Here is an 18,149-nt window from a genome sequence, read left to right as displayed (position 1 = left end):
CGGCTCGTGTCGGAGCGCAGGTCACGATTCGGATAACACCGCGAACGGCCGTCACGGCCAAAGCGCCGCGACCATCCCTTCGGTGTAGCCGTCGACCGGAGCGGTGATCCACCGAGTCGACAGCCCGATGGTTCCGCGCAGGTAGTGTGATTCGCCAACCGGAATGCCGTCTTCTTCTTCATTCTGGCCCACACAGGTGACGGCTTCGGCCGTCGCCGTGCAGGCGAACCCGCTCTCCTGCATTGCGGTGTGCGCTGCGGCCGCCCGCTGCTCGGTGATGCGCGATACCGCGGTGACAATCGCGCCTGGCCCGGCAGTCCCCCACGTGCACACCAGCGGTCGTCCCGCCCGAATCGAAGCGTCGAGCCGTGGGATGTCGGAGAAGGTCACGTCGACCATGGACACGTCGTTGAGCGGCGCCCGGGTGGCCTGCAGGGCGGCGAACAGCGCCGGGCTGTACGCGCCCTCGCAGTTCTTCGGCATCGGATCGGCGACCGGCGGCGTCGGGGTGGGCAGCGGGGTCGAGGGGTGGCGTTGAGTTGCCGGAGGCTGTGACGAACCGGTCGGTTGCCCGCTCGTCGAACAGCCGGCCAGCGCCGCGAGCACGAAACCAAGGGCGGCGAGACGCAACGCACGTCGCCGACGGAGCAGAACCCCGTGCCGCAGCCCTGTGGCGACGCTCCGCATGGTTGCCCCTCGATCGAACGGGCCCCTCACCGTCAGCATATCGACGGGTCGGCGCCGATCGATAGCCGGTCACCGCCCCGGCTGCATAAGAAATTGAGAACGGATGCTGTCGCTTGCGTCGCCAGCGCGCCCCGTGGCATCCGCTTAACGACGAAAGGCCCCGACTCAAAGTCGGGACCTTTCGTGCGTGTCAGCCGCCGAAGCGACTGTGCCAGCTACCTAGTTGTAGGTACCAGGGGTGAAATCGTCACTCGAGAAGGTGTCGAAGTCAACGAAGCCGAGGTCGGCCTCATCGAATGCACCATCCGTTGCGAAGATACGGTTCGGGTAACGCTCGGCCTTGGCCTCTTCGGTTGCCTCAACTGTGACGTTGCGGTACTTTCCGAGTCCGGTTCCGGCCGGGATGAGCTTACCGATGATGACGTTCTCCTTGAGGCCAAGGAGCGGGTCGCTCTTGCCCTCCATGGCGGCCTGCGTAAGAACGCGGGTCGTCTCCTGGAACGATGCGGCAGAGAGCCACGACTCGGTCGCGAGAGAAGCCTTGGTGATACCCATGACTTCCTGACGAGCCGAAGCGGTCTTCTTGCCTTCGGTGAGCGCAGCGCGGTTGAGCTCGTTGTACTTCATCCGGTCGACGAGCTCACCCGGCAGGAGGCCGGTGTCACCGTGGTCAACCACTGTCACCTTGCGGAGCATCTGGCGGACGATGACTTCGATGTGCTTGTCGTGGATGGGTACACCCTGCGAGCGGTAAACGCCCTGGACGCCACCAACGAGGTGCTTCTGAACTTCACGAACACCGAGAACCCGGAGAACTTCCTTCGGGTCGACGGCACCGAGGTGCAGCGGCTGTCCGAGCTCAACGTGCTGGCCATCCTCGATGAGGAGGGTCGCGCGCTTGAGCACGGGGTAGATCACGGGCTCGTCACCGTTGTCCGGTGTGAGGATGACCTTGCGGCTACGGTCGGTGTCTTCGATGTTGACGCGACCAGCAGCTTCTGCGATCGGTGTCGCACCCTTGGGGGTACGAGCCTCGAAGAGCTCCTGAACGCGGGGAAGACCCTGCGTGATGTCGTCTGCTGATGCCGAACCACCGGTGTGGAAGGTACGCATCGTGAGCTGCGTTCCTGGCTCACCGATCGACTGGGCCGCGATGATGCCGACGGCCTCTCCGATGTCGACGAGCTTTCCGGTTGCAAGTGAACGGCCGTAGCAGGCTGCACACACACCGACAGCGGACTCACAAGTCAGCACCGAGCGCACCTTGATGCTCTCGACACCTGCCTCGACGAGCTTGTCGATGAGAACGTCTCCGACGTCCGAACCGGCCTCCGCAACAACGGTGCCCTTCGGGTCGACGGCTTCAGCAGCGAGCGAACGAGCGAACACGGAGTTCTCAACGTTGGCGTCACGGACGAGAGTTCCGGTGGAGTCGACAGCGGCGATCGCGAGCTCGAGGCCCTTGGTCGTTCCACAGTCTTCTTCGCGGATGATGACGTCCTGCGACACGTCGACGAGTCGACGTGTGAGGTAACCCGAGTCAGCGGTACGAAGCGCCGTGTCAGCAAGTCCCTTACGAGCACCGTGGGTTGCGATGAAGTACTCAGCAACACTCAGGCCTTCGCGGTAGGACGAGATGATCGGGCGAGGGATGATCTCACCCTTCGGGTTGTTCACCAGGCCTCGCATACCCGCGATGTTGCGGATCTGCAGCCAGTTACCACGAGCACCAGACGACACCATGCGGTTGATCGTGTTGTCCTCGGGGAAGTTGGCGCGCATCGCCTCAGCAACCTTTTCGGTCGCCTCGGTCCAGATCTTGATGAGCTCCTGACGACGCTCAGCGTCGGTGGTCAGACCCTTGTCGAACTGGCCCTGCACCTTGGCTGCAAGCTTCTCGTAGCCCATAACGATCTCGCGCTTGTTCGGCGGGGTGAGAACGTCGCTCAGTGCAACGGTGACGCCTGAGCGGGTTGCCCAGTGGAAACCAGCGTCCTTGATGTTGTCAAGGGTCGCGGCTACGACTGTCTTCGGGTACCGCTCTGCGAGGTCGTTGACGATCGCGGAGAGCTTGCCCTTGTCGGCAACTGCCTCGACGTACGGGTAGTCGGCCGGAAGCGCCTCGTTGAACAGGGCGCGACCGAGTGTGGTCTCGACAAGTGCAACTCCGGTGCCTTCGTAACCCTCTGGACCCTCACCCTTCGCGAAAGTGATGTCGTGAAGACGAATGCGCACCTTGGCGTTGAGGTCGAGTGACTTCTGGTCGAACGCGAGAATTGCTTCCGCGATCGACGAGAACGCACGACCTTCACCGGCGACGCCCTCCTTGAGGGTGGTCAGGTGGTGCAGGCCGATGATCATGTCCTGCGTTGGCAGGGTGACCGGGCGTCCGTCAGACGGCTTGAGGATGTTGTTCGATGCCAGCATCAGAATGCGAGCTTCAGCCTGCGCCTCAACCGAGAGCGGCAGGTGAACAGCCATCTGGTCACCGTCGAAGTCAGCGTTGAATGCAGCACAGACGAGGGGGTGCAGCTGGATGGCCTTACCCTCAACGAGCTGAGGTTCGAACGCCTGGATTCCGAGGCGGTGGAGCGTAGGTGCTCGGTTCAACATGACCGGACGCTCGCGGATGATCTCTTCGAGAACGTCCCAAACCTCGGGACGGCTGCGCTCAACCATGCGCTTCGCTGCCTTGATGTTCTGAGCGTGGCTCAGGTCGATCAGGCGCTTGATAACGAACGGCTTGAACAGCTCGAGAGCCATCTGCTTCGGCAGACCACACTGGTGCAGCTTGAGCTGCGGTCCAACGATAATGACCGAACGACCGGAGTAGTCAACGCGCTTTCCGAGCAGGTTCTGACGGAAACGACCCTGCTTACCCTTGAGCATGTCGCTCAGGGACTTGAGGGCACGGTTTCCCGTTCCTGTGACCGGACGACCACGGCGACCGTTGTCGAACAGTGCGTCAACAGCCTCCTGAAGCATGCGCTTCTCGTTGTTGACGATGATCTCGGGGGCACCGAGGTCAAGCAGTCGACGCAGACGGTTGTTGCGGTTGATCACACGACGGTAGAGGTCGTTGAGGTCGGAGGTCGCGAAGCGGCCACCGTCGAGCTGCACCATCGGGCGCAGTTCCGGCGGGATGACCGGGACAACCTCAAGCACCATCGCGGCCGGCGAGTTGCCGGTCGAGAGGAACGAGTTGACGACACGGAGGCGCTTGATGGCGCGGATCTTCTTCTGACCCTTGCCTTCGGCAATCTGCGTGTGCAGCAGCTCAGACTCAGCGGCCAGGTCGAAGCTCAACAGACGCTTCTGGATGGCCTCTGCGCCCATGAACGCCTCGAAGTACAGACCAAAGCGGTCCTGCAGTTCGTGGAAGACAGCATCCTCAGGCTTCAGGTCTCCGACCTTCAGGCTGCGGAAGTCGTCCCAGACACGCTCGAGGTGAGCGATCTGCTCGTCGTACGACTTGCGGGCCTGGCTCATCTCCTTCTCAGCTGCGTCCTTGGTGCGACGCTTCTGGTCAGCCTTGGCGCCTTCTGCCTCGAGGGCAGCCAGGTCGTCTTCGAGCTTCTTCAGACGGTCAGCAATACGGGTGTCGCGCTGGTCGCCAAGCGTCTTGATCTCGAGACGGATCTCGTTCTCAAGGCCGGGCATGTCTTCGTGACGAGCTTCCTCGTCGACGGAGATGACCATGTAAGCGGCGAAGTAGATGACCTTCTCGAGGTCCTTCGGTGCCATGTCGAGCAGGTAACCCAAGCGCGACGGAACGCCCTTGAAGTACCAGATGTGGGTGACGGGTGCAGCCAGCTCAATGTGACCCATGCGCTCACGGCGCACGGACGACTTGGTGACTTCGACTCCACAGCGCTCACAAACGATGCCCTTGAAGCGGACACGCTTGTACTTGCCACAGGAGCATTCCCAGTCACGGCTCGGGCCGAAGATCTGCTCGCCGAACAGACCATCCTTCTCGGGCTTCAGGGTGCGGTAGTTGATTGTTTCAGGCTTCTTGACCTCACCGTACGACCAACGACGAATGTCGTCAGCTGTAGCCAGGCCAATGCGAAGCGCATCAAAAGTTGTTACGTCGAGCAATTTCTCTCCTAAAGAAAGTTCTCTGAGGTCTTCAGTTGGCCAGGCTTAGATCTCGTCAATTGACGAGGACTCGAACCTGGAGGAAATGTTGATGCCGAGTTCTTCCGCAGCGCGGAAGGCGTCGTCGTCGGTGTCTTTCAGGCTGACGACAGTTCCGTCAGCTGACAGGACCTCAACGTTCAGGCAGAGAGACTGCATTTCCTTGATCAGAACCTTGAAGGACTCGGGGATGCCGGGCTCCTGGATGTTCTCACCCTTGACGATGGCCTCGTACACCTTGACGCGGCCAAGAATGTCATCGGACTTGATCGTCAGCAGCTCCTGGAGCGCGTAAGCGGCTCCATAAGCTTCGAGCGCCCACACTTCCATCTCACCGAAGCGCTGTCCACCGAACTGTGCCTTACCACCGAGCGGCTGCTGGGTGATCATCGAGTACGGTCCGGTCGAACGAGCGTGAATCTTGTCGTCGACGAGGTGGTGCAGCTTGAGGATGTACATGTAGCCAACCGAGATCGGCATCGGGAACGGCTCACCGGAGCGACCATCGAACAGGCGGGCCTTACCGCTTGATCCGATGAGGCGGTCGCCGTCACGGGTGACGTTCGTCGAGTCGAGAAGACCAGCGATCTCTTCCTCAGAAGCACCGTCGAACACGGGGGTCGCAACCTTGGTTCCTGGAGCAGCTTCGTGAGCCTGCGCCGGGAGGCTCTTTGCCCAGTCGGGTGTTCCTTCAACCTTCCAACCCTGCTGGGCAATCCAGCCGAGGTGAAGCTCGAGGACCTGGCCGAAGTTCATTCGACCCGGAATACCGAGCGGGTTGAGGATGATGTCGACCGGGGTTCCGTCTTCGAGGAACGGCATGTCTTCGACAGGCAGAATCTTCGAGATAACACCCTTGTTGCCGTGACGACCAGAGAGCTTGTCACCCTCGGTGATCTTGCGCTTCTGGGCGATGTAGACGACAACGCGACGGTTGACACCCGAGCCGAGCTCGTCGTCGCCATCTTCGGAGTTGAACTCCTTGACAGCGATGATCGTGCCGCGCTCACCGTGGGGAACCTTCAGCGAGGTGTCGCGAACTTCGCGGCTCTTCTCGTTGAAGATCGCACGGAGCAGGCGCTCTTCGGCTGAGAGCTCGGTCTCGCCCTTCGGCGTGACCTTTCCGACGAGGATGTCGCCGGGGCGAACCTCAGCACCGATACGGATGATACCGCGCTCGTCGAGGTCCTTGAGGAGCTCGGGGCTGACGTTCGGAAGGTCACGGGTGATCTCTTCCTTGCCCAGCTTCGTGTCGCGCGAGTCAACCTCGTACTCTTCGATGTGAATCGAGGAGAGGGTGTCGTCCTTCACCAGGTTCTGGCTCAGGATGATCGCGTCCTCGAAGTTGTGACCCTCCCATGACATGAATGCCACGAGGAGGTTCTTTCCGAGTGCGAGCTCGCCGTTCTCCGTTGCGGGACCGTCAGCGATGACCTCGCCGGCCTCAATGCGGTCGCCCGCTGAGACGATGACGCGGTTGTTGAAGCTGGTGCCCTGGTTCGAGCGGTCGAACTTGCGCAGGTAGTACTCCTGCGTTCCACCCTCGTCGAGCTGAATGGTGACGACCTCAGCGGAAACCTCGGCGACAACACCTGCCTTGTCAGCGGTGATCACGTCACCGGCGTCGATGGCTGCGTAGCCCTCCATACCGGTTCCGACGATCGGCGACTCCGAGCGAAGCAGCGGAACAGCCTGGCGCTGCATGTTGGCACCCATGAGTGCGCGGTTTGCATCGTCGTGCTCGAGGAACGGGATGAGGCTCGTCGCGACGGAAACCATCTGACGAGGCGAAACATCCATGTAGCCGATTTCCGAAGCGGGGAAGAGGTCAACCTCTCCGCCCTTGCGACGGGCGAGAACGCGGTCCTCGGTGAAGCGGCCATCGTCCTTCAGCGGAGCGTTGGCCTGGGCGACGATGTAGTCGTCCTCTTCCATTGCCGTGAGGTAGTCGATGTCCTTCGTGACCAGTCCGTCGACAACACGACGGTACGGGGTCTCGATGAAACCGAATGCGTTGATGCGTGCGAACGATGCCAGCGAACCGATCAGACCAATGTTCGGGCCTTCAGGCGTCTCAATCGGGCACATACGGCCGTAGTGGGACGGGTGAACGTCTCGAACCTCAACACCTGCACGCTCACGCGACAGACCACCAGGGCCAAGAGCCGAGAGACGGCGCTTGTGGGTGAGGCCCGCGAGCGGGTTGTTCTGGTCCATGAACTGCGAGAGCTGCGACGTTCCGAAGAACTCCTTGATCGCTGCGACGACGGGGCGCACGTTGATCAGGGTCTGCGGGGTGATCGCTTCGATGTCCTGCGTGGTCATGCGTTCGCGAACGACACGCTCCATGCGGGACAGACCGGTGCGAACCTGGTTCTGGATGAGCTCGCCGACGGCGCGGATACGACGGTTACCGAAGTTGTCGATGTCGTCGATGTCGAGGCGGATCTCCGCCTTCTTGCCGTCGCGGAGACCGGTGAAGGAGGTCTCACCCGAGTGCAGGCGAACCAAGTACTTGATCGTCTCGACGATGTCGTCGACGGTCAGGACGCTGTCGCTGAGCGGTGCTTCAAGACCGAGCTTCTTGTTGATCTTGTAACGGCCGACCTTCGCGAGGTCGTAGCGCTTCGAGTTGAAGTAGAAGTTGTCGAGGAGCGCGCGGGCTGCCTCAGCGGCGACCTGCTCGCCCGGACGGAGCTTGCGGTAGATGTCGCGAAGCGCATCTTCCTTCGTGAGGATGGTGTCCTTCTCGAGGGTCAGCTCGATCGACTCGAAGCCCTTGAACTGCTCGAGGATGTCTTCGCTGGTCAGGCCGAGGGCCTTGAGGAACACGGTGACCGACTGCTTGCGCTTGCGGTCGATGCGGACGCCGACCTGGTCGCGCTTGTCGATCTCGAACTCGAGCCATGCACCGCGGCTCGGGATGATGCGAGCGGAGAAGATGTCCTTGTCGGAGGTCTTTTCCTGGTTGCGGTCGAAGTACACACCCGGGCTACGAACGAGCTGGGACACAACGACACGCTCGGTGCCGTTGATGATGAATGTGCCCTTTTCGGTCATGAGCGGGAAGTCGCCCATGAACACGGTCTGAGTCTTGATCTCACCGGTGAGGTGGTTCATGAACTCGGCCTCGACGTAGAGCGGAGCAGCGTAGGTCTTGCCACGCTCCTTGCACTCATCGATCGAGTACTTCTCCGGCTCCAGGAACGGGCTGGTGAAGCTCAGCTGCATCGTCTCGCCGAGGTCCTCGATTGGAGAGATCTCCTCGAAGATCTCGTCAAGGCCGGAGTGAGTCGGCAGGTCCTGACGACCAGCGTTCGTGGCTTCTTCGACGCGTGCTTTCCACACGTCGTTGCCCACGAGCCAGTCAAAGCTCTCGGTCTGCAAAGCAAGCAGATCCGGAACCGTCAGGGTGTCGGTGATCTTCGCGAACGACAGACGCGATGCGTCGCGGCCGTTCTTGGGTGAGTTGGTGGATGCGTTGCGCGCAGCAGCCAAGGAAATAACCTCCGTGGGCCCTCGTACAGGCTCTAGTTACTGGTAGTAATGGAGAACTCGTCAAACGCCATCAAAAATGGTGCGTCTTTCTTGAGAAAGAAACACTGGGCCGACCGCAATATGAAGGCATGGGGAACGTCTGGGAGCGCAAAGGTCTACTATATGCCTTCCCCTACGCCATGTCCAGCGATCTGGGTTGACTGAGTTCGACCGCTGCGGTATAAAGCCGGGCAACCCGCAGCACCGCATTCTCACGGATCCCTAACATCCGCGGAATCCCGCGCGTCGAGCCAATTTCTCGGTCCTCCCCAGCGCTCAGAAGGCGTTCTCTGATTCACAGAATTCGTACAGCGGAACACGGCCAGAAGCACTGGCGCGACGCTGGAGGAATGACGAGGCGAAACCCGCTGCCGGCCGAACTGATCGGCCGAGCATTCACCAGCGCTGAAGCATCTGCTCTCGGTGTCAGCCCGGGCCGCCTTGCCGCGGCCGATCTTGAGAAGCCGTTTCGCGGCATCCGTATTCCTTCCGGTTCGGCGGTCCGCCCTCCGACGTCCGACGCAGAGTGGCTGGCTATCTTCACCGCACACCAGCGTCGAAACCGGCAGCTCTGTGCCGCATATTCACTGCGGATGCCACGTGGCGGCTTTTTCTGCGGCCCTACGGCTGCGCTTCTTCATGGCGTTCCACTGCCGTACCGGCTTTCGGCGGATCGGCGCCTGCACGTCGGTCTTCCGCCGGAGCGGCGAGCCGTGCAAACCGTCGGCGCGATCGGCCACAGTTTCAGCGTCGATCCGGCCGAGGTGGTGTCAAGCTCTGCGGGGCCGTTGACCGCTCCCGAGCGAACCTGGTGTGATCTCGCGCGGTGGCTGGAGCTGAAGGACCTCGTCGCGGCCGGCGACTACCTCATCCGCCGAAATCGCCCGCTCACGTCGATCGAACGCTTGACGCGGGCGGTCGAATCGTGCGCGGGGCAGCGCGGTGCCAAGAACCTGCGCGCGGCACTCGGGCTACTGAACGACCGCGCCGAGTCACCCAAGGAGTCGATACTGCGGGTGGAGCTTGTCCTGGCCGGGCTGCCGACCCCCGAGGTTAACGTCGATGTGTACGACAGTCGGGGTGTCTTCCTCGCTCGGGCTGACCTGATGTACCGCGCGCACCGCCTCATCATCGAGTACGAGGGCCTGCAACATTTGCTCGATGCCGACCAATGGGAACGGGATATTGAGCGCGTCCGCCTGCTGCAGCGGGCGGGGTGGACTGTGATTCGAGTGTCGAAGGCCGACCTCAAGGACCCGCGCGGTGTGATCGAACAGGTTCGGGAGCATCTGGCGCGCACGCCGGTGGCGTAGGGACTCCGCGCGGCGGTGGTTGCGGCCCGAGGCCCGCGCCTCGAACGCCCAAGCTCGGGCGGAGGGCGGCCGACCACGGCTAGGCCACCTCTCCCACGACCTGCTGACTTTGCGGGGTCCACCCGCCACGCACCCCACATACTCAGCACTTCGCGGCTCGGGCGGAGAGTGGCCAACCACGGCTAGCCCACATGCTTACGGCAGGCCACGTCTCCACGGGCAGGCCCACATATCCCACGACCTGCTGGCTTTGCGGGGTCCACCCGCCACGCACCCCACATACTCAGCACCTCGCGGCTCGGACGAAGGGCAGCCAACCACGGCTAGGCCACCTCTCCCACGACCTGCTGGCTTTGCAGGGTCCACCCGCCACGCACCCCACATACTCAGCACCTCGCGGCTCGGACGAAGGGCGGCCAACCACGGCTAGCCCACATGCTTACGGCAGGCCACGTCTCCCACGGGCAGGCCCACACCTCCCACGACCTGCTGGGTTTGCGGGGTCCACCCGCCACACACCCCACATACTCAGCACTTCGCGGCTCGGGCGGAGGGCGGCCAACCACGGCAGGCCACCTCTCCCACGACCTGCTGGCTTTGCGGGGTCCACCCGCCACGCACCCCACATACTCAGAACCTCGCGGCGCGAGCGAGGGGCCGCCGCACGAAGGCAACCGCGCGCCTCAGCCGAAAGTCAGCGCCCGTGCCGGAAGCGAACCTCCTGGCCCGGACGCAGCTGCGCGAACCGGTCGAGGGCGGCGGACGCCACGACGGCGATCACCGGATACCCACCGGTGGTGGGGTGGTCGGCGAGCAGCACGGTCGGCAGGCCCGACGGCGGAACCTGCAGAGCACCGGCGACCATCCCCTCGCTCGGGAGTTCACCCCGGCCGAGGGCCTCCGCGGACCGCTGGAGCGGGATGCCGTCGAGACGAGCTCCGACACGGTTGGAAGCTGGGCTCAGTTTCCAGGTCGTGGTGAACAGGGTCTCGAGCGAGGCTGAGGTGAACCAGTCCGCCCGCGGCCCCACATAAAGAGGAACGGTGACTGGCCCAAGGTCGGGCGGTCCCCACGGGGAGATGTCGACGGGGCGCATCGCCTCAGGGTGCGGGTGTCCAAGCGGCAGGGCATCTCCGTCTTTCAGCACGGCCGGGCCGGTGCCCGAGAGGAGGTCCGTCGAGCGCGAACCGAGCACCGGTGGCACCTCAATTCCCCCACCCACCGCCAGGTAATAACGGAGTCCCGCCTCGGCCATGCCGATCTCGAGGCTCGTGCCAGCTGCCAGTCGCACCGGCTGGTTGATGTCGATCGGTTGCCCGCCCGCGGTGGCTCGCCCCCAGGCCCCGGTCACGGCGATCCAGACGTCGGCGTCGAACACGCACGAGAACCCGCCGACCGTGATCTCCAGGCCGGCCGCGCCCTCAGCGTTTCCGATGAGTCGGTTGGCCAGCGCAAGCGCGCCCCGGTCGAGCGCACCTGAGCGGCTCACGCCGACGGCCGCGAAGCCGGGCCTGCCGAGGTCCTGAACGGTGGACAGCGGCCCAGCCGTGGTGACGCGCAGGCTCGTCATGTCGCCTCCCGAAACCGCACCACACGCCCCGGCACAAAGAGAGCTGGCTCGTCCGCGGCCGAGTCCCACAGCACGGCGTCGGTGCGCCCGATGATCTGCCAGCCACCCGGCGACGAGCGCGGGTACACCCCGGTGAACTCACCGGCGAGCGCGACCGAGCCGACCGGCACGCTCGTGCGCGGTGAGACACGACGCGGAACGGTCAGTCCTGCGTCGTCGGCCACGAGATACCCGAAGCCAGGTGCGAACCCGACAAACGCCACGCGCCACCTGGCCACGGTGTGCCGCTCGACGACCTCGCGTTCGGTGCACTCCAGAAACCGGGCCACGTCGGTGAGGTCCTCTCCCGAGTACTCCACGTCGACGAACACAACGTCTGCCGCATCCGCGGCCTGTGCGGGTCGGGACGGGACGTCCCGAGCCCAGGCGGTCACCCGGTCGACGGGCAGCACGGCAGGGTCGACGGTGATGAGGACGGTGCGTGCGGCCGGCACGATGTCGATCACGCCTGCCGGCGGGTTCACGGACAGCGCCGCAGCCACGGCGAGCACCTCGTCGAGCGACACACAATCGATGAGAACGCCGCGGTCCCCCACAGGGTTCACGACCCGGCTCATGCGAACGCTCCCACTTCAACACCTGCTGCGGCGAGCGCCAGGCGAACCGCCGTCGCCATCTCGACCGAGTCCGGAGTGTCGCCGTGCACACACAGCGAGTCCACCTCGACGTGCACCAGCCGCCCGTCGAGAGCCCGAACGGTGCCATCGGTCACCATGGCAACCGCGCGCTCGGCCACCTCCGACGCACCGTGCAGCACGGCACCCGGCAGTTTTCGGGGCACGAGCGTTCCATTGTGCTGGTAGGCCCGATCGACGAACGCCTCACGCACGAACGGAAGCGAGAACCGTGAAGCGGCACGCTCAGCCGCCGACCCGGCCAGACCCATCAGCGGCAAACCGGGTGAGAATTCTGCGATCGCGCGAGCGACAGCATCCGCTCGGCGATCATCGGAGACAATCTTGTTGTACAGCGCTCCGTGCGGTTTTACATAGCGGATGCGTGTGCCCGCGTTGCGAGCCGCCTCGGCGAGCGCCGTGAGCTGCTCGATCACCTCATCGGTGAGGACGGCTGGCAGGACCTCGAGGTCGGCTCGACCGAAATGCGCCCTGTCACGGTAGGAGACGTGGGCGCCGACGCTCACTCCGTTCTCAACGGCGAGCCTGCAGGACACGAGCATGGAGTCGGCGTCACCGGCGTGGAATCCGCAGGCGATGTTGGCGCTGGAAATGAGCCGAAACATGGCGGCGTCGTCGGCGGTCGGGGAACCATCCACCGTCTCGCCGAGGTCACTATTGAGGTCAACGCGCACGATCTCAGGCTAGCGCCGCGCACCCGAGTGCGTGAGGCCCTTCGCTGCTCGAGGGGAGGCTCAAAGGTAGGCTCGAACCATGGCATCACGCGAAACCGACAACCCCAGCATCAAACTGGCCCTGAGCGGTTTCCAGGCGGTCATCGAGGCCGACCGGTTCAACCCCGGCAGCTTCCAGCTCGTTGTCGACGGCACTCCGCAGTCGCACGTTCACCTTGAAGACCCGAGCCAGCTGTTCTTCGAGTACATCCAGCGGATCGGGCACGTCATCGACGAGTTCCGCGACCCGGGTAAGGCGATCACCGCCGTTCACCTCGGCGCCGGCGCGCTCACCCTCCCCCGTTACATCGAGGACACCAGGCCTGGCAGCCGCCAGCAGGTGATCGAGATCGAGCAGGACCTCGTCGACTTCGTGCGTGAGCACCTGCCCTGGCCCAAGCGCGCCGCCATTCGTGTTCGCTATGGCGACGCTCGTGAGGTGCTCGGCCGACTGCCAGGCGGGCTCGCCGGAACCGTCGACCTCGTTGTGGTCGACATCTTCTCCGGGGCCCGCACCCCCGCCCACGTGACCAGCCTCGAGTTCTATCGCGCGGCATCCGCTCTTCTTGCTCCAAACGGTGTGATCGTTGTCAACGTTGCAGACGGGCCTGGCCTCGCCTTTGCCCGCAACCAGGTGGCGACGCTCGGTGCGGCCGTCTCGACCGTCGCCGTGCTGGCGGAGACGCAGATACTCAAGGGGCGCCGGTTCGGCAACCTCGTGCTCGTTGGATCCAACGCCGAGCTGCCGATGGATTTCCTCCCGCGCCTGCTCGCCGGAGGGCCACACCCGGCGAAGGCCATCGCGGGCAGCGAACTCAAGCAGTTCGTCGCTGGCGCGCCGGTGATGACGGATGCCACGGCTATCCCGTCTCCTCCTCCGGCCAAAAGCATTTTTCAGGTGAAGTCCGGGAGCTGACATGACCAGCCACATTGCACGGCCAACCGTCGCGGCGCTCGCCGCTGTGCTGCTCCTGGCCGGCTGCACCAAGAGCGAGCCGCAAACGCAGGCACCGACGGGTTCACCGGCGACAACACCGGCACCCGCCATGCCGGCTGGAGCGGGTCCGGTCGCACCGACGGGCGAGACCGCTGTGCTCGCCACGGGCCTCGAGGCGCCGTGGTCGATCCTCCCTCTCGGCGACAGCACACTGATCAGCTATCGCGACACCGGCCAGATCATGGAACGCACGATCGCGGGCGACCTGCGCGAAGTCGCAGTGATCGCCGATGTCGACGCGGGAGGCGAGGGCGGTCTCCTCGGCCTGGCGTCACGCAAAACCGGTGAGACCAACTGGATTTACGCCTACCTGACCACAGACACAGATAACCGCATCATTCGGATGCCACTGGCTGGCGAGTTAGGCTCCCTCACTTTGGGAACAGCGGAGGTCGTGCTCTCAGGGCTGGCAAAGGCGAGCAACCACAACGGTGGCCGAATCGCGTTCGGACCCGACGGAATGCTCTACGTCACCGTCGGCGATGCCGGCGACCCGCGAAGCGCGCAGGATCCCCAATCTCTCAACGGGAAGATCCTCCGGATCACTCCGACCGGGGAAGTGCCGCAGGACAACCCGTTCGCGTCGCCGGTGTACTCACTCGGTCACCGCAATCCGCAGGGCATCGCATGGACTGAAGACGGTCGAATGTGGGCGAGCGAGTTCGGGCAGAACACCTGGGATGAACTCAACCTGATCGAACCGGGTGCGAACTACGGCTGGCCGATCGTCGAGGGACACGGCGGAAACGCGGACTACGTCGACCCTGTGCACCAGTGGTCGACGAGCGACGCCAGCCCGAGCGGCCTCACCGTCGTCGACAACACCCTGTTCATGGCAGCGCTCCGCGGCGAGAAGCTCTGGTCCATCCTCGACGGGGTGCACGTCCCAGAGGGAAGCCAGGGCCTCGAGGGCGTGATCACCGCCAACCCGTTCTTCGCGGGGGAGTTCGGTCGCATCCGCGACGTCGTTCCCGGGCCGGACGGGTCGCTCTGGATGATCACAAACAACACGGACGGCAGGGGAAATCCGACGCCGGATGACGACAGGCTGATCGAGGTCACCCTCTCCCCGCTCGTCGAGGGTTAAAGTCGACATTAGCCCCGGGGAAATCGGCGACACCGGGCAGCACCACCCTTGGAGTACATCCTGAGCATCATTCTTGGCTACGACGCCAAAACATTGCGCGAAAAAGTAGACCTCAAGGCTGTGGGCGAACGCCTCGAGGAACTCGGCGATATGCGCAGCCTCAACGCGCTCTGCGAGAAGGCCTGGTTGCTCAAGGTCGCGGGGCAACTCGACGACGCACTCGACGTCGCCAACCAGTGCGTTCGCCTTGCGCGATTCACCGGTGACCGCAAAGGACTCATGCAGCCACGGATGCTTCGGGCGCAGGTACTGCAGTTCCGTGGCGCTTACGACGAGGCCATTCACGAACTGTCCTCTCTTATTGACGAAGCTCACACGCACGAGTGGAAGCTGCACGAGGCTCTCGCCCTCCAGCACCGCGGCAAGGTGTATTTCGACCAGCGGGAGTTCAAATCAGCGCTCGCTGATTTTAGGGCCGCCGTGTCCCTTCGAACCGAGCTGGGCGCATCCGATGATCAAATCGAGTCGGCTCTGATTGCTGTAGCGGTGACAGAGTCATTTGTCGGTAACAGGGCCTGAACTGGGGAATCCCGCAATGTCAGAGCCAGCCGCTAACGTGATGGCATGTCAGATTTGGTGAAGGTTCGGCTCTGGGCCGATTCCTTGATTCGCTTGCATCTTGACCCGGCCGTGTGGACGTTCGGGTTCGACAATGCCAAACGCCGCGCTGGTCTGTGCAATTTCAACACCAAGCGCATCACGGTGTCACGTTACCTCGCCGCCCGGTATGACGACGATGAGGTTCATCAGATCCTGCTCCACGAGGTCGCGCACGCCCTGGCCGGCCCGAGAGCCGGGCACGGCCCGACGTGGCGGTCAACCGCTGAAGACCTGGGCTATGTCGGTTCCCGGCTGCACCACGGTGAAACGGCCGATGAGCTGGCGCCGTGGGTTGGCGCCTGCCCGAACGGGCATACCCTCTACCGCTACCGCAAGCCGCGTCACGTGACGAGTTGCGGTGTGTGCTCCCGCAGCTTCGATGAGCGGTTCCGCATCAACTGGCAGCACCGCGAAATCACGCCGTCCATGCGGCGACGGGCAGCGGCACCGGGGCTATGACAGACACACGCTGGGTCGCCCTGCTCCGCGGCGTCAATGTCGGCGGCGTGACCGTGAAATCCGCTCCGCTCGCCGAGGTGTTTCGCCAACTCGGGTTCGATGACGTTCGAACGGTCCTCGCGTCTGGCAATGTACTGTTCACCACGAACGACGTCGACCCGTCGACGCTGACGTCTCGCATCGAGAAGGCACTGACCGACGAGTTCGGATATGAAGCACGCGTCATTCTTGTGCGGCGGTCAGCCCTCGCCGACGTCGTCGCCGCTTATCCCTTCGACGAAGTGGACGAGAAGCAGCCGTACGTGGTCTTCGCCTCAGACCCGACCATCTTTGACGAGCTGGGCGCGACGGTCGAGGATTTGGACGAGTCGATTGAGCGGATCGCGGAAGGCGACGGTGTTCTCTATTGGGAGGTGCGTCGCGGCCAGTCGACGCAGAGCGCGTTCTCGAAACGCACCGCCCGACCCAAGGCGTCCGTCGTGACCACAACCAGAAACCTCAGAACCCTGCGCAAGCTGCTCTAGCCACCAGGCCGGGCGAGCGGGTCGGTCAGCGAGCAGCTCAATTACCCGCTGAGGTATCAGATTTGGTCGTCGGGCTAGCGCGCAAGTGGATGCGCTTGCCTTCCTTGCTGAAAATCGACAGCATCTCCACCGGTCCGGCGCCGGTCGCCGAGAGCCAGTGGGGAATACGCGTGTCGAACTCGGCAGCTTCCCCCGGCCCGAGGACAACCTCCTGCTCCCCGATTACCAGCCGCAGGTGCCCGGAAAGAATGTAGAGCCACTCGTGGCCATCGTGCACTTTCGGGTCAGGAACCGCGACAACTCCCACAGGATTCGCCGGGAACGTGACCTTATAGGTTTGAACGGGGCTTGATTCCGGGGAGAGCGTCTCGAATTGAACCTTGCCGACGTGCTTGGTCGTGCGCGTCACGCGCGGGTCCGGGGTTGCCCTCGGCACGATGTCGTCGAGCTCAAGTCTCAGCGCCCGGGCGATGGGAATGACGAGTTCGAGATTTGGGGCTCGTTTACCTGCCTCAAGGCGTGACAGCGTGCTGGATGAGATCCCCGTGGTCTCCGAAAGTTCAGCGAGAGTCATGCTGCGCTTCTCACGCCAGCTTTTCAGGCGCGGGCCGATCAAGGTCAAAGAGTCATCCTGCATGTCGCTCGCTTCTTGCTAATTCAGCATCATTAGTTGCTAATAAACTAGCACGAGTGCACGATTGCGTCATGACACGTCACGAAGACTCCTCAGCAACACCCGACTCGCTCCTCGATGCCTCGATTTCTCCCGAGCAGTGGGACGCCATCATCATCGGCGGCGGCGCTGCCGGGCTCAGCGCCGCGCTCATCCTGGCTCGCGCTCGTCGACGCGTGCTCGTGTTCGATGCGCAGGAGCCGCGCAACCGGTTCGCGGCACATATGCACGGCGTCCTAAGCCGTGACGGATACTCGCCGCTCGATCTCGTCGCGGATGGATATCGCGAAGTACGGGCAGTCGACGGCGTGATTGAGAACGCCCGTGTAATCGAAACTCACGCAACAGCCAATGGATTCGAGGTGGTGACCGATAAGGGCGCGCGTGCCACCGCGCGCCGCCTCATCGTTGCAACCGGAAACCGAGATCAACTGCCCGCCATCCCCGGCCTCGCCGAGCAGTGGGGCCGCGGTGTCGTGGCATGCCCTTACTGCGACGGGTATGAATCGAGCGGTCGCGCAATAGGAGTACTCGCGGGTTCCGTCATGGGTCTGCACAAGGCACACATGCTGACGCCCTATTCAACCGACATCACCGTATTCACCGCACTGGCCGGCGCGATCCCAGATGTCGACAGGCTCGTTCTGGAACAGCGCGGTATCCGACTCGAAGATCGCGCCGTTACGCGCGTCATCACCGAAGGTGGCGCGATCACCGGCCTCGGCCTCGATGACGGGACGGTCGCGCTGATCGATGTGGTGTTCGCGGAGGCGACTCCCATCGCGTTGGACGAACCGTTACGACAGCTCGGCGTCGAACGCACCGACACGCCCTTCGGCTCGTGGACCGCCGTGGACGCGGCGGGCAAAACAAGCGTTGAGGGGGTTTGGGCGGTCGGAAACACGAGCAATCCGAGCGCACTCGTTCCCATCGCGGCTGGGGCGGGCGCCACCGCGGCACTCGCCCTCAATGCAGAACTCGTGGCCGAGGAAGTCGCGACAGCGACTGAGCGAGTTCTCACCATGTTCAGCGGGAGCGCGAGTCACACCGCTCTCGCTCCCCTCTTGTCCACCAACCCGACGGGAAACTGATCG

14 protein-coding genes are annotated in these 18,149 nt (G+C 63.6%); 7 read left to right on the top strand and 7 right to left on the bottom strand.

Annotated elements, in window-relative coordinates; translation table 11 throughout:
- Positions 1–51: 51 nt before the first annotated feature.
- The 3 genes from D9V28_RS00160 to rpoB all read right to left on the bottom strand — a co-directional run bounded on the left by D9V28_RS00160 (position 52) and on the right by rpoB (position 8,325).
- Positions 52–687: a hypothetical protein gene (locus D9V28_RS00160; protein WP_147440882.1), complete on the bottom strand. Its 636-nt coding sequence runs from the start codon at positions 685–687 to the stop codon at positions 52–54.
- Positions 688–906: 219 nt separating this feature from the next.
- On the bottom strand, positions 907–4,788 hold the full coding sequence (locus tag D9V28_RS00155; RefSeq protein ID WP_121657720.1) for a DNA-directed RNA polymerase subunit beta': 3,882 nt from the start codon (positions 4,786–4,788) through the stop codon (positions 907–909).
- Between the two features lie 45 nt (positions 4,789–4,833).
- A complete protein-coding gene (gene rpoB / locus D9V28_RS00150) occupies positions 4,834–8,325 on the bottom strand; it encodes a DNA-directed RNA polymerase subunit beta (protein ID WP_121657719.1) in 3,492 nt (1,163 codons plus the stop codon).
- A gap of 389 nt (positions 8,326–8,714) precedes the next feature.
- Between rpoB and D9V28_RS00145 the strand changes: the two genes are divergently transcribed.
- A complete protein-coding gene (locus tag D9V28_RS00145) occupies positions 8,715–9,677 on the top strand; it encodes an endonuclease domain-containing protein (protein WP_121657718.1) in 963 nt (320 codons plus the stop codon).
- 694 nt (positions 9,678–10,371) lie between these two features.
- On the opposite strand, the gene D9V28_RS00140 is transcribed toward D9V28_RS00145, so the two are convergent.
- Genes D9V28_RS00140 through D9V28_RS00130 form a run of 3 tightly spaced genes read right to left on the bottom strand, consistent with a single transcriptional unit; the run spans position 10,372 to position 12,619 of the window.
- Positions 10,372–11,247: a 5-oxoprolinase subunit C family protein gene (locus tag D9V28_RS00140; RefSeq protein ID WP_121657717.1), complete on the bottom strand. Its 876-nt coding sequence runs from the start codon at positions 11,245–11,247 to the stop codon at positions 10,372–10,374.
- Positions 11,244–11,864 carry a 5-oxoprolinase subunit B family protein gene (locus D9V28_RS00135; protein WP_121657716.1) on the bottom strand — a complete coding sequence of 207 codons (621 nt, stop codon included), beginning with the start codon at positions 11,862–11,864 and terminating at the stop codon, positions 11,244–11,246. The genes D9V28_RS00140 and D9V28_RS00135 overlap by 4 nt, the downstream gene beginning before the upstream one ends.
- Positions 11,861–12,619 (bottom strand): LamB/YcsF family protein, encoded by a 759-nt coding sequence (locus D9V28_RS00130; protein ID WP_121657715.1) that lies wholly within the window; start codon positions 12,617–12,619, stop codon positions 11,861–11,863. Before D9V28_RS00130 ends, D9V28_RS00135 begins: the two co-directional genes overlap by 4 nt.
- A 76-nt stretch (positions 12,620–12,695) precedes the next feature.
- Here D9V28_RS00130 and D9V28_RS00125 point away from each other — a divergent pair, with 76 nt between their 5' ends.
- The 5 genes from D9V28_RS00125 to D9V28_RS00105 are packed head-to-tail and all read left to right on the top strand — an operon-like array spanning position 12,696 to position 16,382.
- On the top strand, positions 12,696–13,571 hold the full coding sequence (locus D9V28_RS00125) for a spermidine synthase (RefSeq protein ID WP_121657714.1): 876 nt from the start codon (positions 12,696–12,698) through the stop codon (positions 13,569–13,571).
- Between the two features lies 1 nt (position 13,572).
- Positions 13,573–14,739 carry a PQQ-dependent sugar dehydrogenase gene (locus D9V28_RS00120; protein WP_121657713.1) on the top strand — a complete coding sequence of 389 codons (1,167 nt, stop codon included), beginning with the start codon at positions 13,573–13,575 and terminating at the stop codon, positions 14,737–14,739.
- Between the two features lie 48 nt (positions 14,740–14,787).
- Positions 14,788–15,318, top strand: coding sequence for a hypothetical protein (locus D9V28_RS00115; protein ID WP_229727665.1), 531 nt, complete (start codon positions 14,788–14,790; stop codon positions 15,316–15,318).
- Positions 15,319–15,363: 45 nt separating this feature from the next.
- Positions 15,364–15,858, top strand: a complete 495-nt coding sequence (locus tag D9V28_RS00110) for a SprT-like domain-containing protein (RefSeq protein WP_121657712.1) — start codon at positions 15,364–15,366, stop codon at positions 15,856–15,858.
- Positions 15,855–16,382, top strand: coding sequence for a DUF1697 domain-containing protein (locus D9V28_RS00105; RefSeq protein ID WP_121657711.1), 528 nt, complete (start codon positions 15,855–15,857; stop codon positions 16,380–16,382). The genes D9V28_RS00110 and D9V28_RS00105 overlap by 4 nt, the downstream gene beginning before the upstream one ends.
- A gap of 37 nt (positions 16,383–16,419) precedes the next feature.
- On the opposite strand, the gene D9V28_RS00100 is transcribed toward D9V28_RS00105, so the two are convergent.
- Positions 16,420–17,019 carry a helix-turn-helix domain-containing protein gene (locus D9V28_RS00100; protein WP_121658813.1) on the bottom strand — a complete coding sequence of 200 codons (600 nt, stop codon included), beginning with the start codon at positions 17,017–17,019 and terminating at the stop codon, positions 16,420–16,422.
- A 68-nt stretch (positions 17,020–17,087) separates the two neighbouring features.
- Between D9V28_RS00100 and D9V28_RS00095 the strand changes: the two genes are divergently transcribed.
- Entirely contained in the window at positions 17,088–18,146 is a 1,059-nt protein-coding gene (locus D9V28_RS00095; RefSeq protein ID WP_183086375.1) for an NAD(P)/FAD-dependent oxidoreductase, read from the top strand.
- The last annotated feature ends 3 nt before the right edge of the window (positions 18,147–18,149 follow it).

This window comes from Mycetocola zhadangensis, assembly GCF_003668565.1.
Taxonomy (GTDB): Bacteria; Actinomycetota; Actinomycetes; order Actinomycetales; family Microbacteriaceae; genus Mycetocola_A; species Mycetocola_A zhadangensis.
This window is presented reverse-complemented; position numbering and strand designations above follow the sequence as displayed.